This window comes from Kitasatospora sp. NPDC043950 (genome assembly GCF_056435345.1).
In genome coordinates, this window is record NZ_JBWKER010000008.1 from 166,436 (window position 1) to 185,411 (window position 18,976).

Consider the following 18,976-nt stretch of genomic DNA (forward strand, 5'->3'; position numbering starts at 1 on the left):
ACGAGCGCATCGGAACGAGGAGGGGAGTACGTCATGCAGGACGCCCTGTGGCGACTGACGGCCACCGCGCAGGCGGCGGCGGTACGCGGCAAAGAGGTCTCGGCCGTCGAACTGCTCGACAGCCACCTGGAGCGGATCAGCGCGGTGAACCCGCAGGTGAACGCCGTCACCCAGGTCCTGGCGGAGCGCGCCCGGGTGCAGGCCCGGGAACTCGACCGGCGCCTGGCCGCGGGCGAGGACCCCGGCCCGCTGGCGGGCGTGCCGTTCACCGTGAAGGAGACCACCGCCATCGAGGGCGTGGCCACCACCTTCGGGGTGCCGCGCTTCCGCGACCTGGTGGCGCGGGCCGACGCTCCCCCGGTCGCCCGGCTGCGCGCGGCCGGGGCCGTGCCGATCGGGCACAGCAACATGCCCACCATGATCCTGGCCGGGATGCACACCCGCAGCGAGCTCTACGGCGACACCGCCAACCCGTGGGACCGCAGCCGCACCCCGGGCGGGAGCAGCGGCGGCGACGGCGCGGCCGTCGCGACCGGCCTGGCCGCGCTCGGGCTCGGCAACGACTCCGGCGCGTCCGTCCGCGTCCCGGCCGCGTTCTGCGGGGTCGCCGGGCTGAACCCGTCCAACGGCCGGTTCCCCGCCGACCACCGCGCGTTCGGGCCGCAGGACCCGGGGCCGGCCTCCCAGTGGCTGGTCGCCGACGGCCCGCTCGCCCGGAGCGTCGCCGACCTCCGGCTGGCCTACGAGGTGCTGGCCGGCCCCGATCCGCGCGACCCGCGCGCCCTGCCCGTGCCGCGCTACGGCGAGCCGCTGCCCGGGCCGGTGAAGGTCGCGGTGGTGGCCGATCCGGGCGGCCACGGCGTCCACCCGACGGTCCGGGCCGCGGTCGAACGCGCGGCGGCGGCGCTGCGGGACGCCGGGTACGACGTGCGCGAGGTGGCGGACGTCCCGCGGCTCGACGAGGCCCTGGAGGTGTGCGACCGGATCACCATGACCGAGTTCGCACCCAAGTGGCCCGCCGTACGCCCCCTGCTCGGCCCGGGCGGCGACCGCTACATCGAGCTGACGATGGCCCGGACCCCGCCCGCGACCGCCGCCGAGCTCATGGAGCTGATGGGGAGCTGGCTGGGCATCCGCCGCTCCTGGGCCGAATTCCTGGACGAGTACCCGCTGCTGCTCGGACCGGTGTTCACCGAACCGCCGGTCGAACCGGGCATCGAGTCCCGGGACGCGGCCGGGTGGGAGCTGGTCCGCACGGCGATGCGGCTGTGCAAGGTGACCAGCTTCGCGGGGCTGCCCGCGGTGGCGGTGCCCACCGGCCTGGCCGACGGGCTGCCGACCGGGGTGCAGCTCGTGGGGCGGGCGTTCCGGGAGGACCTCTGCCTGGAGGCGGCCCAGGCGGTCGAGGACCGGCTCGGGGTGCTCGCGCCGATCGACCCCCGGCCGTGAGGGGAGCAATGATGGCCCGGCGAGTGGGCCCAGTTCTTCTCAACTCGCCTGACAGTCATGGTTGGTTGACGTCTGGTTGACGATTGAATGATGTCTGTGAGGCAATTCCTTCGGCCTCGACGGAACGCTCCGACCGCCCTGCCCGCCCGGTGCGTGCAGGGCGGCGGCGCACGAGGCGTGCACCCGGCGCACTACCAGCGTGCACGGCGCACGACCCGGTCGTAGGGGCGCGCGCTGTGCAGAGTCGCACACCGGGTCGATCAGAGCCGGGAAGCAGGTGTGCTCGAAACGGTGAATGCTTGACAAAGTTGGGTAAATCACCGGCGGACCCGGCGTATTCATGCTTCTCTGCTGCTGAATCTCCAGCCGGAATCCCTCCTTCCACGGTCGGCCGCGCCCAGGGCCGCACAGCCACGAACAGCCTCGCCATCGCCTAGGCCTACTCGGTGCTGCTCGGCGGGCGCGCACGGAGCTGAAACGCGGAGCCGAGCATGCTCACCACACTGCAGACCTCCTACACGGACACCCGCGCCGGTGACCTGGCCTGGTGCCTGGGCGGCGACCCGCTGCCCGCTCTCGCGGTCCGCGACCTGAGACTCGACGGAGGCGGCCACCCCACCGCGCCCGGCACCCTCCAGCTGCGACTGCTCGGCGCTTCGCACCAGGTGGTGATCGCCGCCGGCCCCGGCGAGTGCCTGGAGACCGTCGCCTGCCTGCCCGGCCGCCGCACCCCGCTGCCGGCCCGGGTGGCCAAGCAGGTCGGCGGCTGGGAGTACGAGTTCGCGGCCCGGATCGAGGCGCTGCCCCCGCACGACTTCGCGGCCCGCGCGCAGGAACTGCTGGCCCTGGTCGAGGGCCACCCGCGCGGCCTGGCCGGGGTGTTCCCGGGCGACCCGAGCGCCTTCACCGCGCTGGTCACCCAGGGCGGCGCCGACCGGCTGCTCTGGCGGACCTGGCACGCCTACCCGCAGGAGGGCCGGCTGGTCTGCACCCGCTCCTCGCTGGTGGTGTCCGGGGCATGACCGCCAGCCGTCCGAGCAGGGTCGCCGATCCCGCCATGGCCTATGAATCGTACGCAGGAACGATTCGTCAATCCGGCGTCCCACACTGTCCGTCGAATGGGCGCAGCTATCCGTCCCGAACGTCCCCTAGCGTTTGTTCGTGATCAACCATCCGGCCGGTCCACCCGCCCGCTCGCGAGTGGACCTCGACGACGGCGCCCCACCTCGGCCCGGGCGGAGCCTCGCCCCCCTGCCCGCCCGCCGTCGGTCCCGGCTGCGCTCCCACCCCCGGCTGGCCCGCCTCACCGTCCTGCTGGCCGCGTTCGTCTGCGCGGCCTGCGGACTCGTCTACGAACTCGAACTCGTGGCGCTCGGCGACTACCTGCTCGGGGACTCGGTCACCCAAACCTCCGTCGTGCTCTCCGTCATGGTGTTCGCGATGGGCCTCGGCTCGCTCCTCGCCAAACGCCTCACCCGGCAGCCCGCCACCGCCTTCGCCCTGGTCGAATGCGCCCTCGCGCTCACCGGCGGCCTCTCCGTCCTCGCGCTCTACTCCTGCTGGGCCTGGATCGGCCGCTACCAGGCCGCCATGGTCGGCCTCACCTGCCTCATCGGCATCCTCATCGGCGCCGAGATCCCGCTCCTGATGACCCTCATCCAGCGGATCCGGCGCGAGGACGCCGGCCGCGCCGCCGCCGACCTCTTCGCCGCCGACTACGTGGGCGCGCTGATCGGCGGCCTCGCCTTCCCCTTCCTCATCCTCCCCGGCCTCGGGCCCGGCGACGGCGCCCTCGTCACCGGCGCCGTCAACGCCGTCGCCGGAGCCGCCGTCGTGCTCTGGCTCTTCCGCGAGGAACCCGCCCCCCGGATACGGCTCCTGCTCTGGGGCGGCTGCGCGCTCGTCCTCGCCCTGCTCGCCGCGGCCGCCGCCGGCTCCGGTGCCATCGAACGCGCCGCCCGGCACGCCCTCTACGGTGCGCAGGTCCGCTTCGCCGCCCGCAGCCGCTCCCAGGAGATCGTGCTCACCGGCCCCACCGAAGGCCCGCTCCGGCTCTACCTGAACGGCCGCCTCACCGTCTGCGGACCGGACGAGTACCGCGGCAACGAGGCCCTGGTCCACCCGGCGATGGCCGCCGGCCCGGACGCCCGCGTCCTGCTCCTCGGCGGCGGCGACGGCCTCGCCCTGCGCGAGGTGCTCCGGCACCGCGGCGTCCGCTCCGTCCGGCTCGTCGACGCCGACCCCGCGCTCCCCCGGCTCGCCCGCACCGACCCCGGGCTCGCCGCCCTCACCGACCACTCCCTCGACGACCCCCGCGTCCACGCCACCGCCGCCGACCCGATGGCCTGGCTGCGCGGCGCCGCCACGGCCGACGGACCGTACGACGTGGTGCTCGCCGACCTGCCCGCGCCCGCCGACGGCGGACCGGTCACCTTCCACTCCCAGGAGTTCTACGGCCTCGCCACCCGGCTGCTCTCCCCCGGCGGCCGCGTCGCCGTCCGGGCCGGCGGCGACCCGGACGGCCTCTGGCCGATCGAGTCCGGCCTGCGGACGGCGGGACTGCAGACCGTCCCGTACTCCGTCCAGGGCAGCGCCACCGCGAGCTGCCGCCCCGACCCGCCGGGCGCCGCCCAGACCTTCCTCCTCGCGGCCGCCGCCCGGCCCCCGCTCACCCTCGCCCCCGACGCCCCACCGCCCCGCGCCCTCACCCCCGACGGCCTCCGCGGCTCCGCCACCCGCCTCGCCGCCCTCCGCCCCGCCCACCCCCCGGCCGCCCTCACCCTGCTCGGCCCCCGCTGAGCCGGGGGCGCGGGGCTGGACACCGGTGGTCCGGGGAAGTCGGGTGGCGGTGGGTGGGGACCGGGCGGGGTTGGGTCGGTAGGCTCCCTGACATGGAGCATGAGGTTGTCGTCCCGATGCCCGCCGAGTTGGTGCGGCAGGCCTTGCAGGATCCGGCTCTGCTGGCCCGTAGCGTGCCGGGGCTGAGCACCGAGCCGGCCGCGGTCGGCGGTGGGCCGGCGGAGGAGATCGGCGGCCGGCTGAAGCTGCGGATCGGCGGCTCCACCATCACGTACAGGGGCGTGCTGTCCCTGATCGAGGGGCGCGAGGGCGTGCTGACCGTGTTCGCCGAGGGCCAGGAGGCCCGTGGCAGCGGCGAGGCGACCGCCACCGTCCGGGTCAGCGTCGCGGACGGCGCCGAGGACGGTACCGCGGTGGTCCGCTTCACCGGCGACCTGAGCGCCACCGGCCGGCTCACCGAGTTCGACGAGGAGACCCTCGACGCCGCCGGCCGCCGTCTGCTGGACCGGTTCGCCACCGCGCTCGCCTCCCCGGACGCCGAGCCGGAGAGCGAGAGCGACGGCGACGGCGACGGCGAGAGCGACCCGGAGACCGGTGGCGAGGCCGGGGCCGAGGGCGGGACCGAGACCGACGCCGGCGTGGTGTTCATCGAGGAGCACCAGGACCAGCCCGGCGACGACCTCGACGACGACCTGTCCGACCTGATCGCCTTCTCCGACGCCGACGCCGAGCGCTTCGGCCTGCCCACCGGCGGCGGCGACGGGGACGGGCCCGAGGAGGGCGTCGCCGAGGAGCTCCCCGCCGAGCCGCTCTTCGAGTACGAGGAGGGGCCGGCGGGCGGCGGCCCGGTGCGCCGCAGCATCGTCGGCCGGTCGGCCGAGGAGGTGGACCACGCGCCGCCGCGCGGGCGGTACGCCCCGGCGCTGCCGGCCCGTAGTGCCCGGGCCCGGGCGGCGTCCCGCTGGGGCGGCGAGGCCGGCGGGATCGTGGTGCCGGGTTCGGGCGGCCGCAGCGCGGTGCCGTGGGTGATCGGCGGCGGGGTCGCGCTGCTGGGTGGCGCCGTGGTGCTGGTCAGGGCCTTGCGTCGGCGCTGACCGGCGGGAGAGGGCCTAGACTGGACGCTCATGAGCAACGACCGCGACGCCCTGCTGGCACAGATCAAGGACAAGGCCGTCGTACACGGCAAGGTCACCCTTTCCTCCGGCAAGGAGGCCGACTACTACGTCGACCTGCGCCGGATCACGCTGGACGGCCAGGCCGCCCCGCTGGTCGGCCGGGTGATGCTGGACGCGACCTCGCACCTGGAGTACGACGCCGTCGGCGGTCTGACCCTGGGCGCCGACCCGGTGGCCGCCGCGATGCTGCACGCCGCCGCCGCGCGCGGGCGTGAGCTGGACGCCTTCGTGGTCCGCAAGGCGGGCAAGGCGCACGGCCTCCAGCGCCGGATCGAGGGCCCGGAGGTCAAGGGCCGCCGGGTGCTGGCGGTCGAGGACACCTCCACCACCGGTGGCTCGGTGCTGACCGCCGTCGAGGCGCTGCGCGAGGCGGGTGCCGAGGTGGTCGGCGTCGCGGTGATCGTGGAGCGCGGCGGCGCGGCCGCGGTCGAGGCGCAGGGCCTGCCGTACGTGACCGCCTACACCCTGGACGACCTGGGCCTCTGAGCCCGGCCGGACCTGACAGCACGAGGGGCCGGGTCCTGTTTCACGTGAAACGTGAGACGGGACCCGGCCCCTTCGCGTGTCGTGCGCGAAGCCCCGGTGCTCAGCCGCGCCGGTGGCGGCCGCCGCTCTGCACGGCATCGGCCTCGGCGTTCTCCACGGCGCCGCCGGCCTTCCGCTTCTTGCGCTCGCGCAGGACCTCGATCAGGATCGGCGAGATCGAGAGCAGGACGATCAGCAGCACCGCCGGGATCAGGTACTTGTCGATCACCGGGGCGAGCGCGTCGCCGAAGAAGTAGCCGATCAGCAGCATGGACTCGGTCCAGAGCACGCCGCCGATGACGTTCCACAGGAAGAACGTCCGGGCGGGCATCTCCAGGGTGCCCGCGACCGGGTTGAGGAAGGTCCGGACGATCGGCATGAAGCGGGCCAGCACCACGGCCTTGCCGGGCCCGAACTTGTTGAAGTACTCCTCCGCCTTCATCACGTACTCGCGGCGGAAGATCTTCGACTCGGGCTTGTCGAACATCTTCGGCCCGACCTTGACCCCGATCAGGTGCCCGAGCTGGGCCCCCGCGACCGCGGCCACCGGGGCGCCGACGAGCAGGACGGCGATCGGCAGCTTGGCGCCGTCGCCGAGCACCGACGAGGCGGCGTTCGACGCCGCGACGCCGGCGATGATCAGCAGTGAGTCACCCGGGAAGAAGAAGCCGACCAGCAGGCCGGTCTCCGCGAAGATGATCGCGATCAGCCCGATGGCGCCGAGGGACGAGATCAGTGATTTGGCGTCGAGCAGGTTGACGGCCAGCTGGTTGTAGTCCACGGCCGCAGGATAGCGGGCCGTCCTGTACGGAGGCTTCGCCCGGCAGGTGTATCCGGTGTCCGCCGAACGTCGCAGGAGCGGGCCGTCCGCGTCAGCGGCGGCGACGGTCCGACTGGCGGGCTCCTGCTGACCTGCGGGCACGAGTCTGGGAGGATGGCACGGGCGTCCGGTCCGCAGCGGCACACCACCCTCATTGCCGTACCGCGGAGGTCGCTCGAACCTTGGTGCCGGAGAGCCACACCGCAGCGCCGCGCGTCGGCGGCCGGCACGGAGTCGTACCGAAGGCGTACACAGCGTCGGACAGCACCGTCCGTACGCCGCAACCCGACAGGAGCGGATCGCATGCCCATCGCAACTCCCGAGGTCTACAACGAGATGCTGGACCGGGCCAAGGCGGGCAAGTTCGCCTACCCGGCCATCAACGTCACCTCGTCGCAGACCCTGCACGCCGCACTGCGTGGTTTCGCCGAGGCCGAGAGCGACGGCATCATCCAGATCTCGACCGGTGGCGCGGAGTTCCTGGGCGGCCAGCACAACAAGGACATGGTGACCGGCGCCGTGGCGCTGGCCGAGTTCGCGCACATCGTCGCCGCCAAGTACGACATCACCGTCGCGCTGCACACCGACCACTGCCCGAAGGACAAGCTGGACGGCTACGTCCGCCCGCTGCTGGCGGTCTCCGCCGAGCGCGTGGCCAAGGGCCAGAACCCGCTGTTCCAGTCGCACATGTGGGACGGCTCGGCCGAGACCCTCGCCGACAACCTGGCGATCGCCCAGGAGCTGCTGGCCCAGGCCGCCGCCGCCAAGATCATCCTTGAGGTCGAGATCACCCCGACCGGCGGCGAGGAGGACGGCGTCACCCACGAGATCAACGACGAGCTGTACACCACCGTCAACGACGCCGTGCGCACCGCCGAGGCGCTGGGCCTGGGCGAGAAGGGCCGCTACCTGCTGGCCGCCTCGTTCGGCAACGTGCACGGCGTCTACAAGCCGGGCAACGTCGTGCTGAAGCCGGAGCTGCTGCGCGAGCTGCAGGACGCGATCGGCAAGCAGTACGGCAAGACCGACCCGTTCGACTTCGTCTTCCACGGCGGTTCCGGCTCGACCGCGGCGGAGATCGCCACCGCGCTGGAGAACGGCGTCGTGAAGATGAACCTGGACACCGACACCCAGTACGCCTTCACCCGCCCGGTCGTGGACCACATGTTCCGCAACTACGACGGTGTGCTGAAGGTCGACGGCGAGGTCGGCAAGAAGAACACCTACGACCCGCGCACCTGGGGCAAGCTCGCCGAGGCGGGCATGGCCGCCCGTGTGCTGGAGGCCGCGCAGCAGCTGCGCTCGGCCGGCAACCGTCTGAAGTGAGCCCGGCGGCCGGGCTGAGCCCGGCCACGGCGTGAACGCGGGTGCGCCCCCCGGTGGACTTCACCGGGGGGCGCACCCGTGTGTGGGTCTGCTGCCTCAGCAGCCGTGCGGGTCTACTGCTTCAGCTCCGCGTACGCCTCCGCGCTGCTGTCCTTCAGGAACTGCCAGCAGCGGGCCTCCTCCTCGGTCTCCTTGATCGCGCCGGCCGCCCGTGCGAGCCCGGCCAGGCAGCGCAGGAAGCCGCGGTTGCCGCGGTGCTCCCACGGCACGGGGCCGTGGCCCTTCCAGCCGTTGCGGCGCAGCGCGTCCAGGCCGCGGTGGTAGCCGGTGCGGGCGTAGGCGTAGGACTCGACGTAGCGGCCGGCCGCGTAGGCGTCGTCGGCGAGCATCGCCCAGGCGAGGCAGAAGGTCGGGAAGTCGGCGGCCACCTGGGTGGGTGAGGCCGATTCCTCCGCCAGCATGCGGTAGGGCTGCTCGTCCTCCGGGAGAAGGGTCGGATCGGGGCCGTCGAGAAGATTCCGGTGAATCGCCATGCAGGCAGTCTGCCATCCGGGACGCCAGGGTCAACCGGCGTCCCGGGATCGGCGGCAGCCGCCGGGCGCCTGCATACCCGGTATGTGGACATTCACCCGTTCGCCATGTCAGGGTGTCGATCATGCCCGCAGCCAGATCCGCCGCCAGGAGCGGCAGTGCCCGCGGCCGCCGACGCCGACGGCCGCCGCGCCGGCTCGGGCCCGGCATGCTCGCGGCGCTGGTCACGGCGGTGGCGGTGCTGGGCGGTACGGCGGTCGTGCTGACCCGCTCCTCCGACGCGCCCGACGGCGGGCCGACCGCCCAGGCGCGGATCGCCCCGCCGACCGATCAGGCTCCCTCGCCCGCCGGCCCGACGCCGACCCCGACGCCGACCGACACCCCGAGCGAGCCCCCCGCCCCGTCCTCGACACCCACCCCCACCACGCCCACCACGCCCGACCCCGGCCCGGCCAAGGGCGCGGGCACCTTCAGCATCGCCGCCGCCACCGCCCAGCCGGTCGGACGCGGCACCGTGCGCCGCTACCGGGTGGAGGTCGAGGACGGCATAGGCATCGACGCCGGCGGCGCCGCCGCCCAGATCCACGGCTTCCTCGGCGACAGGCGCGGCTGGACCAACGACCGCAAGAACGGCTTCCAGCTGGTCGCCGGCGGCGGGTACGACTTCACCGTGAAGATCGCCTCGCCGGCCACCGTGGACCGGATCTGCGGCGCCTCCGGCCTGGATACCCACGGCGAGGTGAACTGCAACGTCGGCAACCAGGTGCTCGTCAACTCCAAGCGCTGGAACACCGGTTCACCGCAGTTCAGCGGCCCGCTCGACGAGTACCGGGCGCTGATCATCAACCACGAGGTCGGCCACCGGATAGGCCACGGGCACGAGACCTGCCCCGGCCCGGGCAAGCCGGCGCCCGCGATGATGCAGCAGATCTACGGACTCAAGGGCTGCGAGCCCAACGCCTGGCCGTACTCGGAGAACGGCACCTACCTCAGCGGGCCGTCGGTGCCGTAGGACGCCCCCCGAAGCGCGGCTACCCGAGCACCGGCAGGTACTCCCGCAGGTCGCTGCGCTCGCCGGAGGCGGAGACCGCCGCCGCGTCCACCGCGGCGGCCCAGTCGGCCCGGCCGGTGGCCAGCCGGATCCAGGTCAGCGGGTCGGTCTCGACCACGTTCGGCGGGGTGCCCCGGGTGTGCCGGGGGCCCTCGACGGCCTGCACGACGGCGTACGGCGGGATCCGCAGCTCGACCGCGCCGCCCGGCGCGCGGTCGGCGAAGGCGTCGGCCAGCAGCCGGGTGACGGCGGCGACGGCCTGGCGGTCGTGCGGGAAGCCGTCGAGGCCGAGCGCGGCGGCCAGGTCGTCGGCGTGCACGACGGTCTCCACCAGCCTGGTCACCAGCATGTCGGCGAGTGTCATCGAGCCCAGCCGGATCTCGAACCGCCGTACCGGGTCGGCGGCTTCGGGCCGGTCCAGCAGACCGGTCAGCGCGCCCGCCGCCCGGCTGAAGGCCTGCGCCACCGAGGCCGCGTCCCCGCCGAAGTCGCCCGCGGCCCTCGCCCGGGCCTGCTCGTCGAGCAGCGGCGCGACCGTGCCGACCGCGGCCACCCACCCCGGCAGGTCCAACGGCGCCCGCCCCTCCAGCGGATCGTCGAGGTGCTCGGGGACGAAGTCGAGCTGGACGGCGAGGTGCGCGATCAGCTCGCGGACGGTCCACTCCCCCAGCCTGGTCGGCCGGGCCAACCACTGCTCGGCGTCCGGGCGTTCACACAGCTGCCGGACGGCGTCGCGCAGCGCGCCGGTCTGCGCCGCGAGCGCGGTGCGCACCTTCTGCGGCTGGTAGGTACGGGGCTTGGGGGGCATGGCCCCAACATACGCCGAGGGGCGGACGGCCCCGCACACGCCGAGGGGCGGACGGCCCCGTCGGACCGTCCGCCCCTCGAACCGCGCGGGTCAGGCGAGCAGAGCCTCGATGACGCCGGTGTGGGCGTCCTTCAGCTCGGCCAGCGAGACGGTGAACTGGCCCTGGACGTCCAGGGATTCGCCGTCCACGACACCGATGCGGGTGGCCGGCAGGCCGCGCGCGGTGCACATGTCGTTGAACCGGAGCTCCTCGCTGCGCGGCACCGCCACGACAGCGCGGCCGGCCGACTCGGAGAACAGGAACACGAACGGGTCCGCGCCCTCGGGCACGATGATCCGCGCGCCGTGGCCGCCCTTGAGGCAGCTCTCCACGAGCGCCTGGCCGAGGCCGCCGTCGGAGAGGTCGTGCGCGGCGTCGATCATGCCGTCGCGCGAGGCGGCGATCAGGATGTCGCCGAGCAGCCGCTCGCGCTCCAGGTCGACCTTGGGCGGCAGACCGCCGAGGTGGTCGTGGACCACCTGCGACCAGGCCGAGCCGCCGAGCTCGTCCGCGGTGTCGCCGAGCAGGTAGAGCAGCTGCCCCTCCTCGGCGAAGGCGACCGGGGTGCGCCGGGTGACGTCGTCGATGACGCCGAGCACCGCGACCACCGGGGTCGGGTGGATGGCGACCTCGCCGGTCTGGTTGTACAGCGAGACGTTGCCGCCGGTGACCGGGGTGCCGAGCACCAGGCAGGCGTCGGCCAGGCCGCGGGTGGCCTCGGCGAACTGCCACATCACGTCCGGGTCCTCGGGGGAGCCGAAGTTGAGGCAGTCGGAGATCGCGAGCGGCTTGGCGCCGCCGGCCGCGACGTTGCGGTAGGCCTCGGCGAGGGCCAGCTGGGCGCCGGTGTACGGGTCCAGCTTGGTGTAGCGGCCGTTGCCGTCGGTGGCGACCGAGACGCCGAGGTTGGTCTCCTCGTCGATCCGGATCATGCCCGAGTCCTCGCCGACCGAGAGCACGGTGTTGCCGAGCACGTAGCGGTCGTACTGGTCGGTGATCCAGGACTTGGAGGCCTGGTTCGGGGAGCCGGCGACCTTCAGCAGGTCGGCCTTGAGGCCCTCGCCGGTGGTCGGGCGGGCCAGCCGCTCGCCGGTGGGGGCGTCGGCCTGCAGCGCGTCCTGCCAGCTCGGGCGGGCGTACGGGCGCTGGTAGGTCGGGCCCTCGTGGGCGACGGTGCGCGGCGGCACGTCGACGACGAGTTCGCCGTGCCAGAAGATCTCCAGGCGCTCGCCGTCGGTCACCTCACCGATGACGGTGGCGATGACGTCCCACTTCTCGCAGATCTCCAGGAAGCGGTCGACCTTGCCGGGCTCGACGATGGCGCACATGCGCTCCTGCGACTCGCTCATGAGGATCTCCTCGGGCGAGAGCGTGTTGTCGCGCAGCGGCACGGTGTCCAGCTCGACCCGCATGCCGCCGGAGCCGGCGCTCGCCAGCTCCGAGGTCGCGCAGGACAGGCCCGCGCCGCCCAGGTCCTGGATGCCCTTGACGAGCTTCTCCCGGAAGATCTCCAGGGTGCACTCGATCAGGAGCTTCTCCTGGAACGGGTCGCCGACCTGGACGGCCGGACGCTTGGTCGGCTTGGTGTCGTCGAAGGTCTCGGAGGCGAGCACGGAGACGCCGCCGATGCCGTCGCCGCCGGTGCGGGCTCCGTACAGGATGACCTTGTTGCCGGCGCCGGAGGCCTGCGCGAGGTGGATGTCCTCGTGCTTCATGACGCCCACGCACAGCGCGTTGACCAGCGGGTTGCCCTGGTAGCAGGAGTCGAAGACGACCTCGCCGCCGATGTTCGGCAGGCCCAGGCAGTTGCCGTAGCCGCCGATGCCCGCGACGATCCCGGGCAGCACGCGCCGGGTGTCCGGGTGGTCGGCCGCGCCGAACCGCAGCGGGTCCATCACGGCGACCGGGCGGGCGCCCATCGCCAGGATGTCGCGCACGATGCCGCCGATGCCGGTGGCCGCGCCCTGGTAGGGCTCGATGTACGACGGGTGGTTGTGCGACTCGACCTTGAAGGTCACGGCGTAGCCCTGGCCGACGTCGACCACACCGGCGTTCTCGCCGATGCCGACGAGCATCGCGTCCGAGTCGGGCTTCTTGTCGCCGAACTGCTTCAGGTGGACCTTGCTGCTCTTGTACGAACAGTGCTCCGACCACATGACCGAGTACATCGCGAGTTCGGCGCCGGTCGGGCGGCGGCCGAGAATCTCGCGGATGCGCGCGTACTCGTCCTCCTTGAGCCCGAGTTCGGCCCAGGGCTGGGCGACGTCCGGGGTCTGCTCGGCGTTCTTGACGGTGTCGAGGCTCATCAGGCGTTCACCAGCTGCTTCAGGACGGAAGTGAAGAAGCCCAGGCCCTCGACGGTCGGACCGGTGAGCGGCTCCACGGCGTGCTCCGGGTGCGGCATCAGGCCGACGACATTGCCGGCGGCGTTGGTGATGCCGGCGATGTCGCGGTACGAACCGTTCGGGTTACCGCATCCGTCAGCGGCATCGCCGCGGGCCACGTAACGGGCCACCACCCGGCCCTCCGCCTCCAGTTGGTCCAGGACGCGCTCCTCGGCGACGAACCGGCCCTCGCCGTTCTTCAGCGGAACGACGATTTCCTGGCCCGCCGAGTAATCCCGGGTCCAGGCGGTACCGGTGTTCTCGATGCGCAGCTTCTGGTCGCGGCAGACGAAGTGCAGCGAGTCGTTGCGGGTGAGCGCGCCGGGCAGCAGGTGCGATTCGCAGAGCACCTGGAAGCCGTTGCAGATACCGAGGACCGGCATTCCCAGCTTCGCCTGCTCGATGACGGTGTCCATCACGGGCGAGAAGCGGGAGATCGCGCCGCAGCGCAGATAGTCGCCGTAACTGAATCCGCCCGGCAGGACGACGGCGTCGACCTGGTGGAGATCCTTGTCACGGTGCCAGAGCGCGACCGGCTCGGCGCCGGCCAGGCGGACCGCGCGCTGGGCGTCACGGTCGTCGAGGGAGCCGGGGAAAGTGACGACGCCGACGCGGGTGGTCACTTCGCCGCCTCCTCGACGCGGACGGTGAAGTCCTCGATCACGGTGTTGGCGAGAAAGGTCTCGGCGGCTTCGCGGATACGGGCGAGCGCGGCGTCGTCGACCGGGCCCTCCACTTCCAGCTCGAAACGCTTGCCCTGGCGGACGTCGGCGATCCCGGTGAATCCGAGACGGGGCAGTGCACGCTGCACCGCCTGGCCCTGGGGGTCGAGGATCTCCGGCTTGAGCATGACGTCGACTACGACGCGTGCCACTGGCACTCCCGGTGGTGTCTTCGGTGAGGCGGGGGAACTCCAGACTACCGGGGGTTTCGGGCGGGATTGCTGGCCGGGGCAGGCGACGCGCGTAGACTCGAGACCCTTACGCGGCAAGGGATCCAAGCCCGTGAACCCCCGGCGGGGCCGCGCGGTTTCCACGGATTCGACCCCCGGAACGAGAACACCCGAAGAACACCCGAATACGGCACTCCGGGACAGATCGACCCGTCCCGCACTCCGGTATCCGGCACTCCGGCGAAGACACGTGAATATCCGGAAAAGAATGCCGGACTCTTCGATTTCGACCCCCTTCGGGTGCAGAATAGGGCCACCTGTCGCGGCAAGTGCTGCGTATCCGGCGGGCCACCAGGCCTGCCCGTATGCGCTTGCGCGAGTGGGTGCACATCAGGCCCCCGGACGCACCCCGCGGACCGGCGGCCGAATTGCCCGAGAGGATTGACACCCATGGCTCAGCGTGTAGTTGTCACGCTCTCCGACGACCTGGACGGCGGCGCCGCGGCGGAAACCGTCCACTTCGGCGTCGACGGGAAGTCGTACGAGATCGACCTGTCCGTGGACAACGCGGAAAAGCTGCGGGAGGCCCTCGCTCCGTTCGTCGCGGCCGGCCGCCGCCAGAGCCGCACCGGAAAGTCCTTCCGCCGCACCGCGCTCACCCCGGACCCGGCCGCGGTGCGCGCCTGGGCCCTGTCGCGCGGCATGGAGCTGCCGGCCCGCGGACGCATCCCCAAGCACGTGTACGAGCAGTTCGCCGAGGCGAACTGACCGCCCCGGGCACCCCGGTCGCCCCGCCCGCCTGGACCGAAAGGGTGGGGCGACCACCCCGAACGATGCTGTAGAGTAATCCTCGTCGCCGCAACGGAGAGATCCGGAGAGGCGGCGGGTGCCCCACCAGGCACCGTGCGGACGTGGCTCAGTTGGTAGAGCATCACCTTGCCAAGGTGAGGGTCGCGAGTTCGAATCTCGTCGTCCGCTCGCAGTGCGCGAGCACAGCACAACTCCATAGTAAGACCTGCGGACGTGGCTCAGTTGGTAGAGCATCACCTTGCCAAGGTGAGGGTCGCGAGTTCGAATCTCGTCGTCCGCTCCAGAACGAAAGGCTCCCTCGATCGAGGGGGCCTTTCGGCATTCCCGTTCCACGCCGATCCCGGCCCATGACATTTGTCATCGCCGACCCGTGGATCTCCACCGCCGGCTCATGACGGCGCGCACTGCCCGCCCGGCCGGGGAGGCGGAAGGCTTGAGCCATGGAAACGAGCCAGCCCCTCCGCCCCGGCGACAGCGTGATCGAGGTCACCGACCTGCACCGCCACTACGGCACCGGCACCACCGGCTACCACGCCGTCCGCGGCGTCGACCTGACCGTCGGCCGCGGTGAGCTGTTCGCCCTGCTCGGCACCAACGGGGCGGGCAAGACCTCCGCCATGGAGCTCATCGAGGGCCTGGCCGCCCCCACCGGCGGCACCGTCCGGGTGCTCGGCCACGACCCCCACCGGGAGCGCGCCGCCGTCCGCCCGCGGATCGGCATCATGCTCCAGGAGGGCGGCTTCCCCGGCGACCTCACCATCGCCGAGACCGGCCGCAGCTGGGCCGGCATGACCAGCGGCGCCCGCCCGGTCGACGAGGCCCTGGAGCTGGTCGGCCTCGGCCACCGCCGCGACGTCCGGGTCAAGCAGCTGTCCGGCGGCGAGCGGCGCCGGCTCGACCTCGCGATGGCCCTGCTCGGCCGCCCCGAGGTGCTCTTCCTGGACGAGCCCAGCACCGGCCTCGACCCCGAGGCGCGCGCCGCCGTCTGGCGGCTGGTCCGCGAACTGCGCGCCCAGGGCACCACCGTGCTGCTCACCACGCACTACCTGGAGGAGGCCGAGGAGCTCGCCGACCGGCTGGCCATCATGCACGGCGGCCGGGTCGTCACCACCGGAACCGTCGCCGAGGTGATCGCCGGCCGGCCCTCCCGGATCAGCTTCGAACTCCCCGAGTTCACCGGGACGGCGCTGCCGGTCCTCGCCGGGGCCGAGATCACCGTCGACGGCCGCAAGGTCACCGTGCAGACCGGCGGCCTCCAGCGCACCCTCTTCGAACTGCTCGGCTGGGCCCAGCAGCACGGGATCGCGCTCGGCTCCCTGGACGCCCGCAGCGCCTCACTGGAGGAGGCCTTCCTCGCCATCGCCTCCGAGGCCGCCCACCAGGCCCCGCCCCAGTCGCCCGCCGCCCCCACCGCCCGCCGCCGCCTGATCGGATCCGCCCGATGACCACCGCCACCGCCGCCAAGACCGCCGCCGGCCCGCAGAGCACCACCGCCCGCCGGCTGCTCTCCCTCGGCCGCGCCGAGGCCACCCTGCTGCTGCGCAACCGGGCCGCCCTGTTCACCGCGCTGCTGCTGCCGCTGCTGCTGATCGCCGGCCGGCACAACATGCTCAAGCAGCAGGCCGAGTCCCACCCCGGACTGGACGTCGACACGCTGCTGATCACCGGCACCATCGGCGGCGTCCTCGCCTTCGTCGTCTACTACAACCTGACCGCCGCGTACGTCGCCCGCCGCAACGAGCTGGTGCTCAAGCGGCTGCGCACCGGCGAGGCCCGGGACATCGAGATCCTGGCCGGCACGGCGGTGCCCTCGGTGAGCCTCGCCCTGATGATGTGCGCCGTGGTCGGCGTCGGCGCCGCCGTCCTTCTCAAGCTCAGCACGCCGGTGAACCCGCTGCTGCTGGCCGTCGGGCTGGTCCTGAGCATCGCCGTCTTCATCGCACTGGCCGCCGTCTCCAGCGCCTTCACCAAGACCGTCGAGACCGCCGGCATCACCACCCTCCCGGTGCTGCTGGTCTCCCAGTTCGGCTCCGGCCTGCTCATCCCGCTGGAGATCATGCCCCCCGGGCTGGCCGACTTCTGCCGCCTGCTGCCCACCACCCCGGCCTTCCAGCTGATCCGGATCGGCTGGACCGGCAGCGACGGCTCGGCCGCCGCCACCGGCTTCGCCGGCACCTGGTCCACCGCCGCCCCGCACCTGGTGACCGGCGCCGTCTGGCTCGGCCTGGCGGTCTGGGGCGCGGTGCGCTACTTCCGCTGGGAGTCGCGCCGCTGACGCCCCCGGCGGGCACCCTCTCCGGAAGTGCGAAGGTCAGACCCCCGTTCCGCCTCTGATATGAAGGTAGCGACACGATCTTGATCGAAACGGGGAGCGATTCGATGGCCGTCCAGGGGCCGGTCCGCAGATGGAAGGGCTTCGGCAAGCCCCAACGCGCCGAGCTGTACTTCCGCTGGTCGCTCTACATGGTGGCCTGGTGCATCGTTCCGGTGAACCTGGTGCTCAGCGCCTCCTCCGTCACGAACATCGACCGGTCGGTCGACGCCGTCCGGGTCACCGTGGTCGTCTCGCTCGCCTCCACCCTGCTCTGCCTCCGGGCGTTCCGCACCTCGCTCGACCACTACCTGCACCGCCCCACCGAGCACCTGCGCTGGCTGATCGTCAACAGCGCACTCTCGGTCGCCGGTTCCTGGGCCGTCCTGCTGCTGGGCCCGTCCTCCGCCGAACCCGGGCGGCCCGGAGGGACGCCGTTCACCGCGGCGATCGCCATCGCCATGCTGTGCGCCGCCATCGGCCCGATCAGCGTGGGCCTGCCCCTGCGCCAGGTCTTCGCCGCCGGACTCGGCCTGATCCTGCTGATCGCCCCGGCGATGCTGCTGGCCGGGATGAGCCCCGCCACCACGGCCGGACTGGCGGTCGGGGCGGCGATCAGCCTGACCTTCCTCGTCGGCACCTGCCGCAGCTTCGCCTGGGTGACCGCGATCATCTGGGAGCTGGAGACCGCCCGCGAGGCCCAGTCCCGGCTGGCCGTCGCCGAGGAGCGGCTGCGGTTCTCCCGCGACCTGCACGACGTGATGGGCCGCAACCTCACCACCATCGCGCTCAAGAGCGAACTCGCCGTCCAGTTCGCCCGCCGCGGGCGCCCGGAGGCCGCCGACCAGATGGCCGAGGTGCAGCGGATCGCCCAGGAGTCGCAACGCGAGGTCCGGGACGTCATCCGCGGCTACCGCACCGCCGACCTGCACGCCGAGGCGATCGGCGCCCGCGCGGTGCTGCGCAGCGCCGACGTCGCCTGCGAGATCGACCTCGGCGAGAACGCCGACCAACTGCCGCCGCCGATCCAGTCGGTGCTCGGCTGGGTGATCCGCGAGGCCACCACCAACGTGCTGCGGCACAGCGAGGCCGCCCACTGCCTGATCCGGCTGAACCTCCAGGACGGCCGCGCCGTCCTGGAGCTGGAGAATGACGGGGTGCCCGCCGTCCCGCTCCCCTCGCTGGGCGGCGGCACCGGACTGCGCGGCCTGCGCGAACGGCTGGCCGCCCACGACGGCGAGCTGACCATCCCCGAGGCCGCCCAGGGCACCTTCCGGATGCTCGCCGCCGTCCCGCTCTGACCCGCACCCACCGACGGAGGACCGCCCGATGACCGACCCCGCACCCGTGCGCGTCCTGCTCGCCGACGACGAGCACCTGATCCGGGGCGCGCTGGCCGCGCTGCTCTCCCTGGAGGAGGACATCACCGTGGTCGCCGAGGCCGGCTCCGGCCCGGAGGCGCTGGCGATGGCGCAGGCCCACCGCCCGGACGTCGCGGTGCTGGACCTCCAGATGCCCGGCAAGGACGGCATCGAGGTGGCCACCGAACTGCGCCGGCTGCTGCCGGACTGCCGCTGCATGATCGTCACCGGCCACGGCCGCCCCGGCTACCTCAAGCGGGCGCTGGAGGTCGGGGTGCGCGGCTTCCTGCCGAAGACCGTCTCGGCGGCCGACCTGGCCGGCATCATCCGGACCGTCCGGGCCGGCGGCCGGTACGTGGACCCGGAGCTGGCCGCGGACGCGATCAGCGCGGGCGAGACCCCGCTCACCCCGCGCGAGACGGACGTCCTGGAGCTGGCCGCCGACGGCACCTCGATCACCGAGATCGCCGAACGGGCGGCGCTGTCCCCCGGCACCGTCCGCAACTACCTGTCCTCGGCGGCCGGGAAGCTGGGCGCCGAGAACCGGCACGCGGCGGTGCGGATCGCCCGCGAGCACGGCTGGATCTAGGTCCAATGCTGGTGACTTTGTGGTCGGTGTCTCGTTGGTTGTGGTGTGGCGAGGGTGGGGCAGGTCAAGGCGCCTGCGAGTGAGCGGATATCGGACCGGATCGCG

At 72.9% G+C, this 18,976-nt stretch carries 18 protein-coding genes and 2 tRNA genes; 14 read left to right on the plus strand and 6 right to left on the minus strand.

What is annotated here, in order from left to right; genetic code table 11:
- Positions 1-33 precede the first annotated feature (33 nt).
- The 5 genes from AC07BF_RS08225 (at position 34) to pyrE (ending at position 5,909) form a co-directional block, all read left to right on the plus strand.
- On the plus strand, positions 34-1,449 hold the full coding sequence (locus AC07BF_RS08225) for an amidase (RefSeq protein ID WP_363579820.1): 1,416 nt from the start codon (positions 34-36) through the stop codon (positions 1,447-1,449).
- A 491-nt stretch (positions 1,450-1,940) separates the two neighbouring features.
- Complete coding sequence (locus AC07BF_RS08230) at positions 1,941-2,471, plus strand: DUF2617 family protein (protein WP_478318194.1); 531 nt, start codon at positions 1,941-1,943, stop codon at positions 2,469-2,471.
- Between the two features lie 139 nt (positions 2,472-2,610).
- A complete protein-coding gene (locus tag AC07BF_RS08235) occupies positions 2,611-4,248 on the plus strand; it encodes a polyamine aminopropyltransferase (protein WP_363627879.1) in 1,638 nt (545 codons plus the stop codon).
- Positions 4,249-4,340: 92 nt separating this feature from the next.
- Positions 4,341-5,342: an SRPBCC family protein gene (locus AC07BF_RS08240; RefSeq protein WP_478333098.1), complete on the plus strand. Its 1,002-nt coding sequence runs from the start codon at positions 4,341-4,343 to the stop codon at positions 5,340-5,342.
- A 30-nt stretch (positions 5,343-5,372) separates the two neighbouring features.
- Complete coding sequence (gene pyrE / locus AC07BF_RS08245; protein WP_280673778.1) at positions 5,373-5,909, plus strand: orotate phosphoribosyltransferase; 537 nt, start codon at positions 5,373-5,375, stop codon at positions 5,907-5,909.
- Positions 5,910-6,009: 100 nt separating this feature from the next.
- On the opposite strand, the gene AC07BF_RS08250 is transcribed toward pyrE, so the two are convergent.
- The gene (locus AC07BF_RS08250) at positions 6,010-6,729 is read right to left on the minus strand and encodes a DedA family protein (RefSeq protein ID WP_363627881.1); all 720 of its coding nucleotides are present in this window, start codon (positions 6,727-6,729) and stop codon (positions 6,010-6,012) included.
- 342 nt (positions 6,730-7,071) lie between these two features.
- Between AC07BF_RS08250 and fbaA the strand changes: the two genes are divergently transcribed.
- Positions 7,072-8,094 (plus strand): class II fructose-bisphosphate aldolase, encoded by a 1,023-nt coding sequence (gene fbaA, locus AC07BF_RS08255; protein ID WP_063348525.1) that lies wholly within the window; start codon positions 7,072-7,074, stop codon positions 8,092-8,094.
- 113 nt (positions 8,095-8,207) lie between these two features.
- Here fbaA and AC07BF_RS08260 read toward each other — a convergent pair whose 3' ends face one another.
- Positions 8,208-8,627, minus strand: a complete 420-nt coding sequence (locus AC07BF_RS08260; RefSeq protein ID WP_350876615.1) for a DUF3151 domain-containing protein — start codon at positions 8,625-8,627, stop codon at positions 8,208-8,210.
- Between the two features lie 122 nt (positions 8,628-8,749).
- Between AC07BF_RS08260 and AC07BF_RS08265 the strand changes: the two genes are divergently transcribed.
- Entirely contained in the window at positions 8,750-9,637 is an 888-nt protein-coding gene (locus tag AC07BF_RS08265) for a DUF3152 domain-containing protein (RefSeq protein ID WP_400804215.1), read from the plus strand.
- 19 nt (positions 9,638-9,656) lie between these two features.
- Here AC07BF_RS08265 and AC07BF_RS08270 read toward each other — a convergent pair whose 3' ends face one another.
- The 4 genes from AC07BF_RS08270 to purS form a co-directional block, all read right to left on the minus strand.
- Entirely contained in the window at positions 9,657-10,484 is an 828-nt protein-coding gene (locus AC07BF_RS08270) for a maleylpyruvate isomerase family mycothiol-dependent enzyme (RefSeq protein ID WP_478333099.1), read from the minus strand.
- A gap of 90 nt (positions 10,485-10,574) precedes the next feature.
- Complete coding sequence (purL, locus tag AC07BF_RS08275; protein WP_363579826.1) at positions 10,575-12,830, minus strand: phosphoribosylformylglycinamidine synthase subunit PurL; 2,256 nt, start codon at positions 12,828-12,830, stop codon at positions 10,575-10,577.
- Positions 12,830-13,531 carry a phosphoribosylformylglycinamidine synthase subunit PurQ gene (gene purQ / locus AC07BF_RS08280; RefSeq protein ID WP_363579827.1) on the minus strand — a complete coding sequence of 234 codons (702 nt, stop codon included), beginning with the start codon at positions 13,529-13,531 and terminating at the stop codon, positions 12,830-12,832. Before purQ ends, purL begins: the two co-directional genes overlap by 1 nt.
- Entirely contained in the window at positions 13,528-13,782 is a 255-nt protein-coding gene (gene purS / locus AC07BF_RS08285) for a phosphoribosylformylglycinamidine synthase subunit PurS (RefSeq protein ID WP_045692676.1), read from the minus strand. Before purS ends, purQ begins: the two co-directional genes overlap by 4 nt.
- A 468-nt stretch (positions 13,783-14,250) precedes the next feature.
- On the opposite strand from purS, the gene AC07BF_RS08290 reads away from it, so the two are divergent.
- The 7 genes from AC07BF_RS08290 (at position 14,251) to AC07BF_RS08320 (ending at position 18,871) form a co-directional block, all read left to right on the plus strand.
- On the plus strand, positions 14,251-14,568 hold the full coding sequence (locus tag AC07BF_RS08290) for a histone-like nucleoid-structuring protein Lsr2 (protein WP_063348519.1): 318 nt from the start codon (positions 14,251-14,253) through the stop codon (positions 14,566-14,568).
- A 137-nt stretch (positions 14,569-14,705) separates the two neighbouring features.
- A tRNA-Gly gene (locus AC07BF_RS08295) sits at positions 14,706-14,778 on the plus strand.
- Positions 14,779-14,817: 39 nt separating this feature from the next.
- Positions 14,818-14,893, plus strand: a tRNA-Gly gene (locus tag AC07BF_RS08300).
- Positions 14,894-15,050: 157 nt separating this feature from the next.
- Entirely contained in the window at positions 15,051-16,055 is a 1,005-nt protein-coding gene (locus tag AC07BF_RS08305) for an ABC transporter ATP-binding protein (protein WP_363627884.1), read from the plus strand.
- Complete coding sequence (locus AC07BF_RS08310) at positions 16,052-16,885, plus strand: ABC transporter permease (protein WP_363627885.1); 834 nt, start codon at positions 16,052-16,054, stop codon at positions 16,883-16,885. Before AC07BF_RS08305 ends, AC07BF_RS08310 begins: the two co-directional genes overlap by 4 nt.
- Positions 16,886-16,989: 104 nt before the next feature.
- Positions 16,990-18,222, plus strand: a complete 1,233-nt coding sequence (locus AC07BF_RS08315; protein ID WP_363627886.1) for a sensor histidine kinase — start codon at positions 16,990-16,992, stop codon at positions 18,220-18,222.
- Between the two features lie 28 nt (positions 18,223-18,250).
- Positions 18,251-18,871: a response regulator transcription factor gene (locus AC07BF_RS08320; protein ID WP_350876631.1), complete on the plus strand. Its 621-nt coding sequence runs from the start codon at positions 18,251-18,253 to the stop codon at positions 18,869-18,871.
- Positions 18,872-18,976: the final 105 nt, after the last annotated feature.

Excerpts from the sequence above, each read along its gene's own strand:
- AC07BF_RS08230 (WP_478318194.1), top strand. The coding sequence starts at position 1,941 with ATGCTCACCACACTGCAGACCTCCTACACGGACACCCGCGCCGGTGAC.
- AC07BF_RS08270 (WP_478333099.1), bottom strand. The coding sequence starts at position 10,484 with ATGCCCCCCAAGCCCCGTACCTACCAGCCGCAGAAGGTGCGCACCGCG.
- AC07BF_RS08305 (WP_363627884.1), top strand. The coding sequence starts at position 15,051 with ATGGAAACGAGCCAGCCCCTCCGCCCCGGCGACAGCGTGATCGAGGTC.
- AC07BF_RS08320 (WP_350876631.1), top strand. The coding sequence starts at position 18,251 with ATGACCGACCCCGCACCCGTGCGCGTCCTGCTCGCCGACGACGAGCAC.
- AC07BF_RS08315 (WP_363627886.1), top strand. The coding sequence starts at position 16,990 with ATGGCCGTCCAGGGGCCGGTCCGCAGATGGAAGGGCTTCGGCAAGCCC.
- AC07BF_RS08225 (WP_363579820.1), top strand. The coding sequence starts at position 34 with ATGCAGGACGCCCTGTGGCGACTGACGGCCACCGCGCAGGCGGCGGCG.
- pyrE (WP_280673778.1), top strand. The coding sequence starts at position 5,373 with ATGAGCAACGACCGCGACGCCCTGCTGGCACAGATCAAGGACAAGGCC.
- purL (WP_363579826.1), bottom strand. The coding sequence starts at position 12,830 with ATGAGCCTCGACACCGTCAAGAACGCCGAGCAGACCCCGGACGTCGCC.
- AC07BF_RS08260 (WP_350876615.1), bottom strand. The coding sequence starts at position 8,627 with ATGGCGATTCACCGGAATCTTCTCGACGGCCCCGATCCGACCCTTCTC.
- AC07BF_RS08265 (WP_400804215.1), top strand. The coding sequence starts at position 8,750 with ATGCCCGCAGCCAGATCCGCCGCCAGGAGCGGCAGTGCCCGCGGCCGC.
- AC07BF_RS08290 (WP_063348519.1), top strand. The coding sequence starts at position 14,251 with ATGGCTCAGCGTGTAGTTGTCACGCTCTCCGACGACCTGGACGGCGGC.
- AC07BF_RS08240 (WP_478333098.1), top strand. The coding sequence starts at position 4,341 with ATGGAGCATGAGGTTGTCGTCCCGATGCCCGCCGAGTTGGTGCGGCAG.
- AC07BF_RS08310 (WP_363627885.1), top strand. The coding sequence starts at position 16,052 with ATGACCACCGCCACCGCCGCCAAGACCGCCGCCGGCCCGCAGAGCACC.
- fbaA (WP_063348525.1), top strand. The coding sequence starts at position 7,072 with ATGCCCATCGCAACTCCCGAGGTCTACAACGAGATGCTGGACCGGGCC.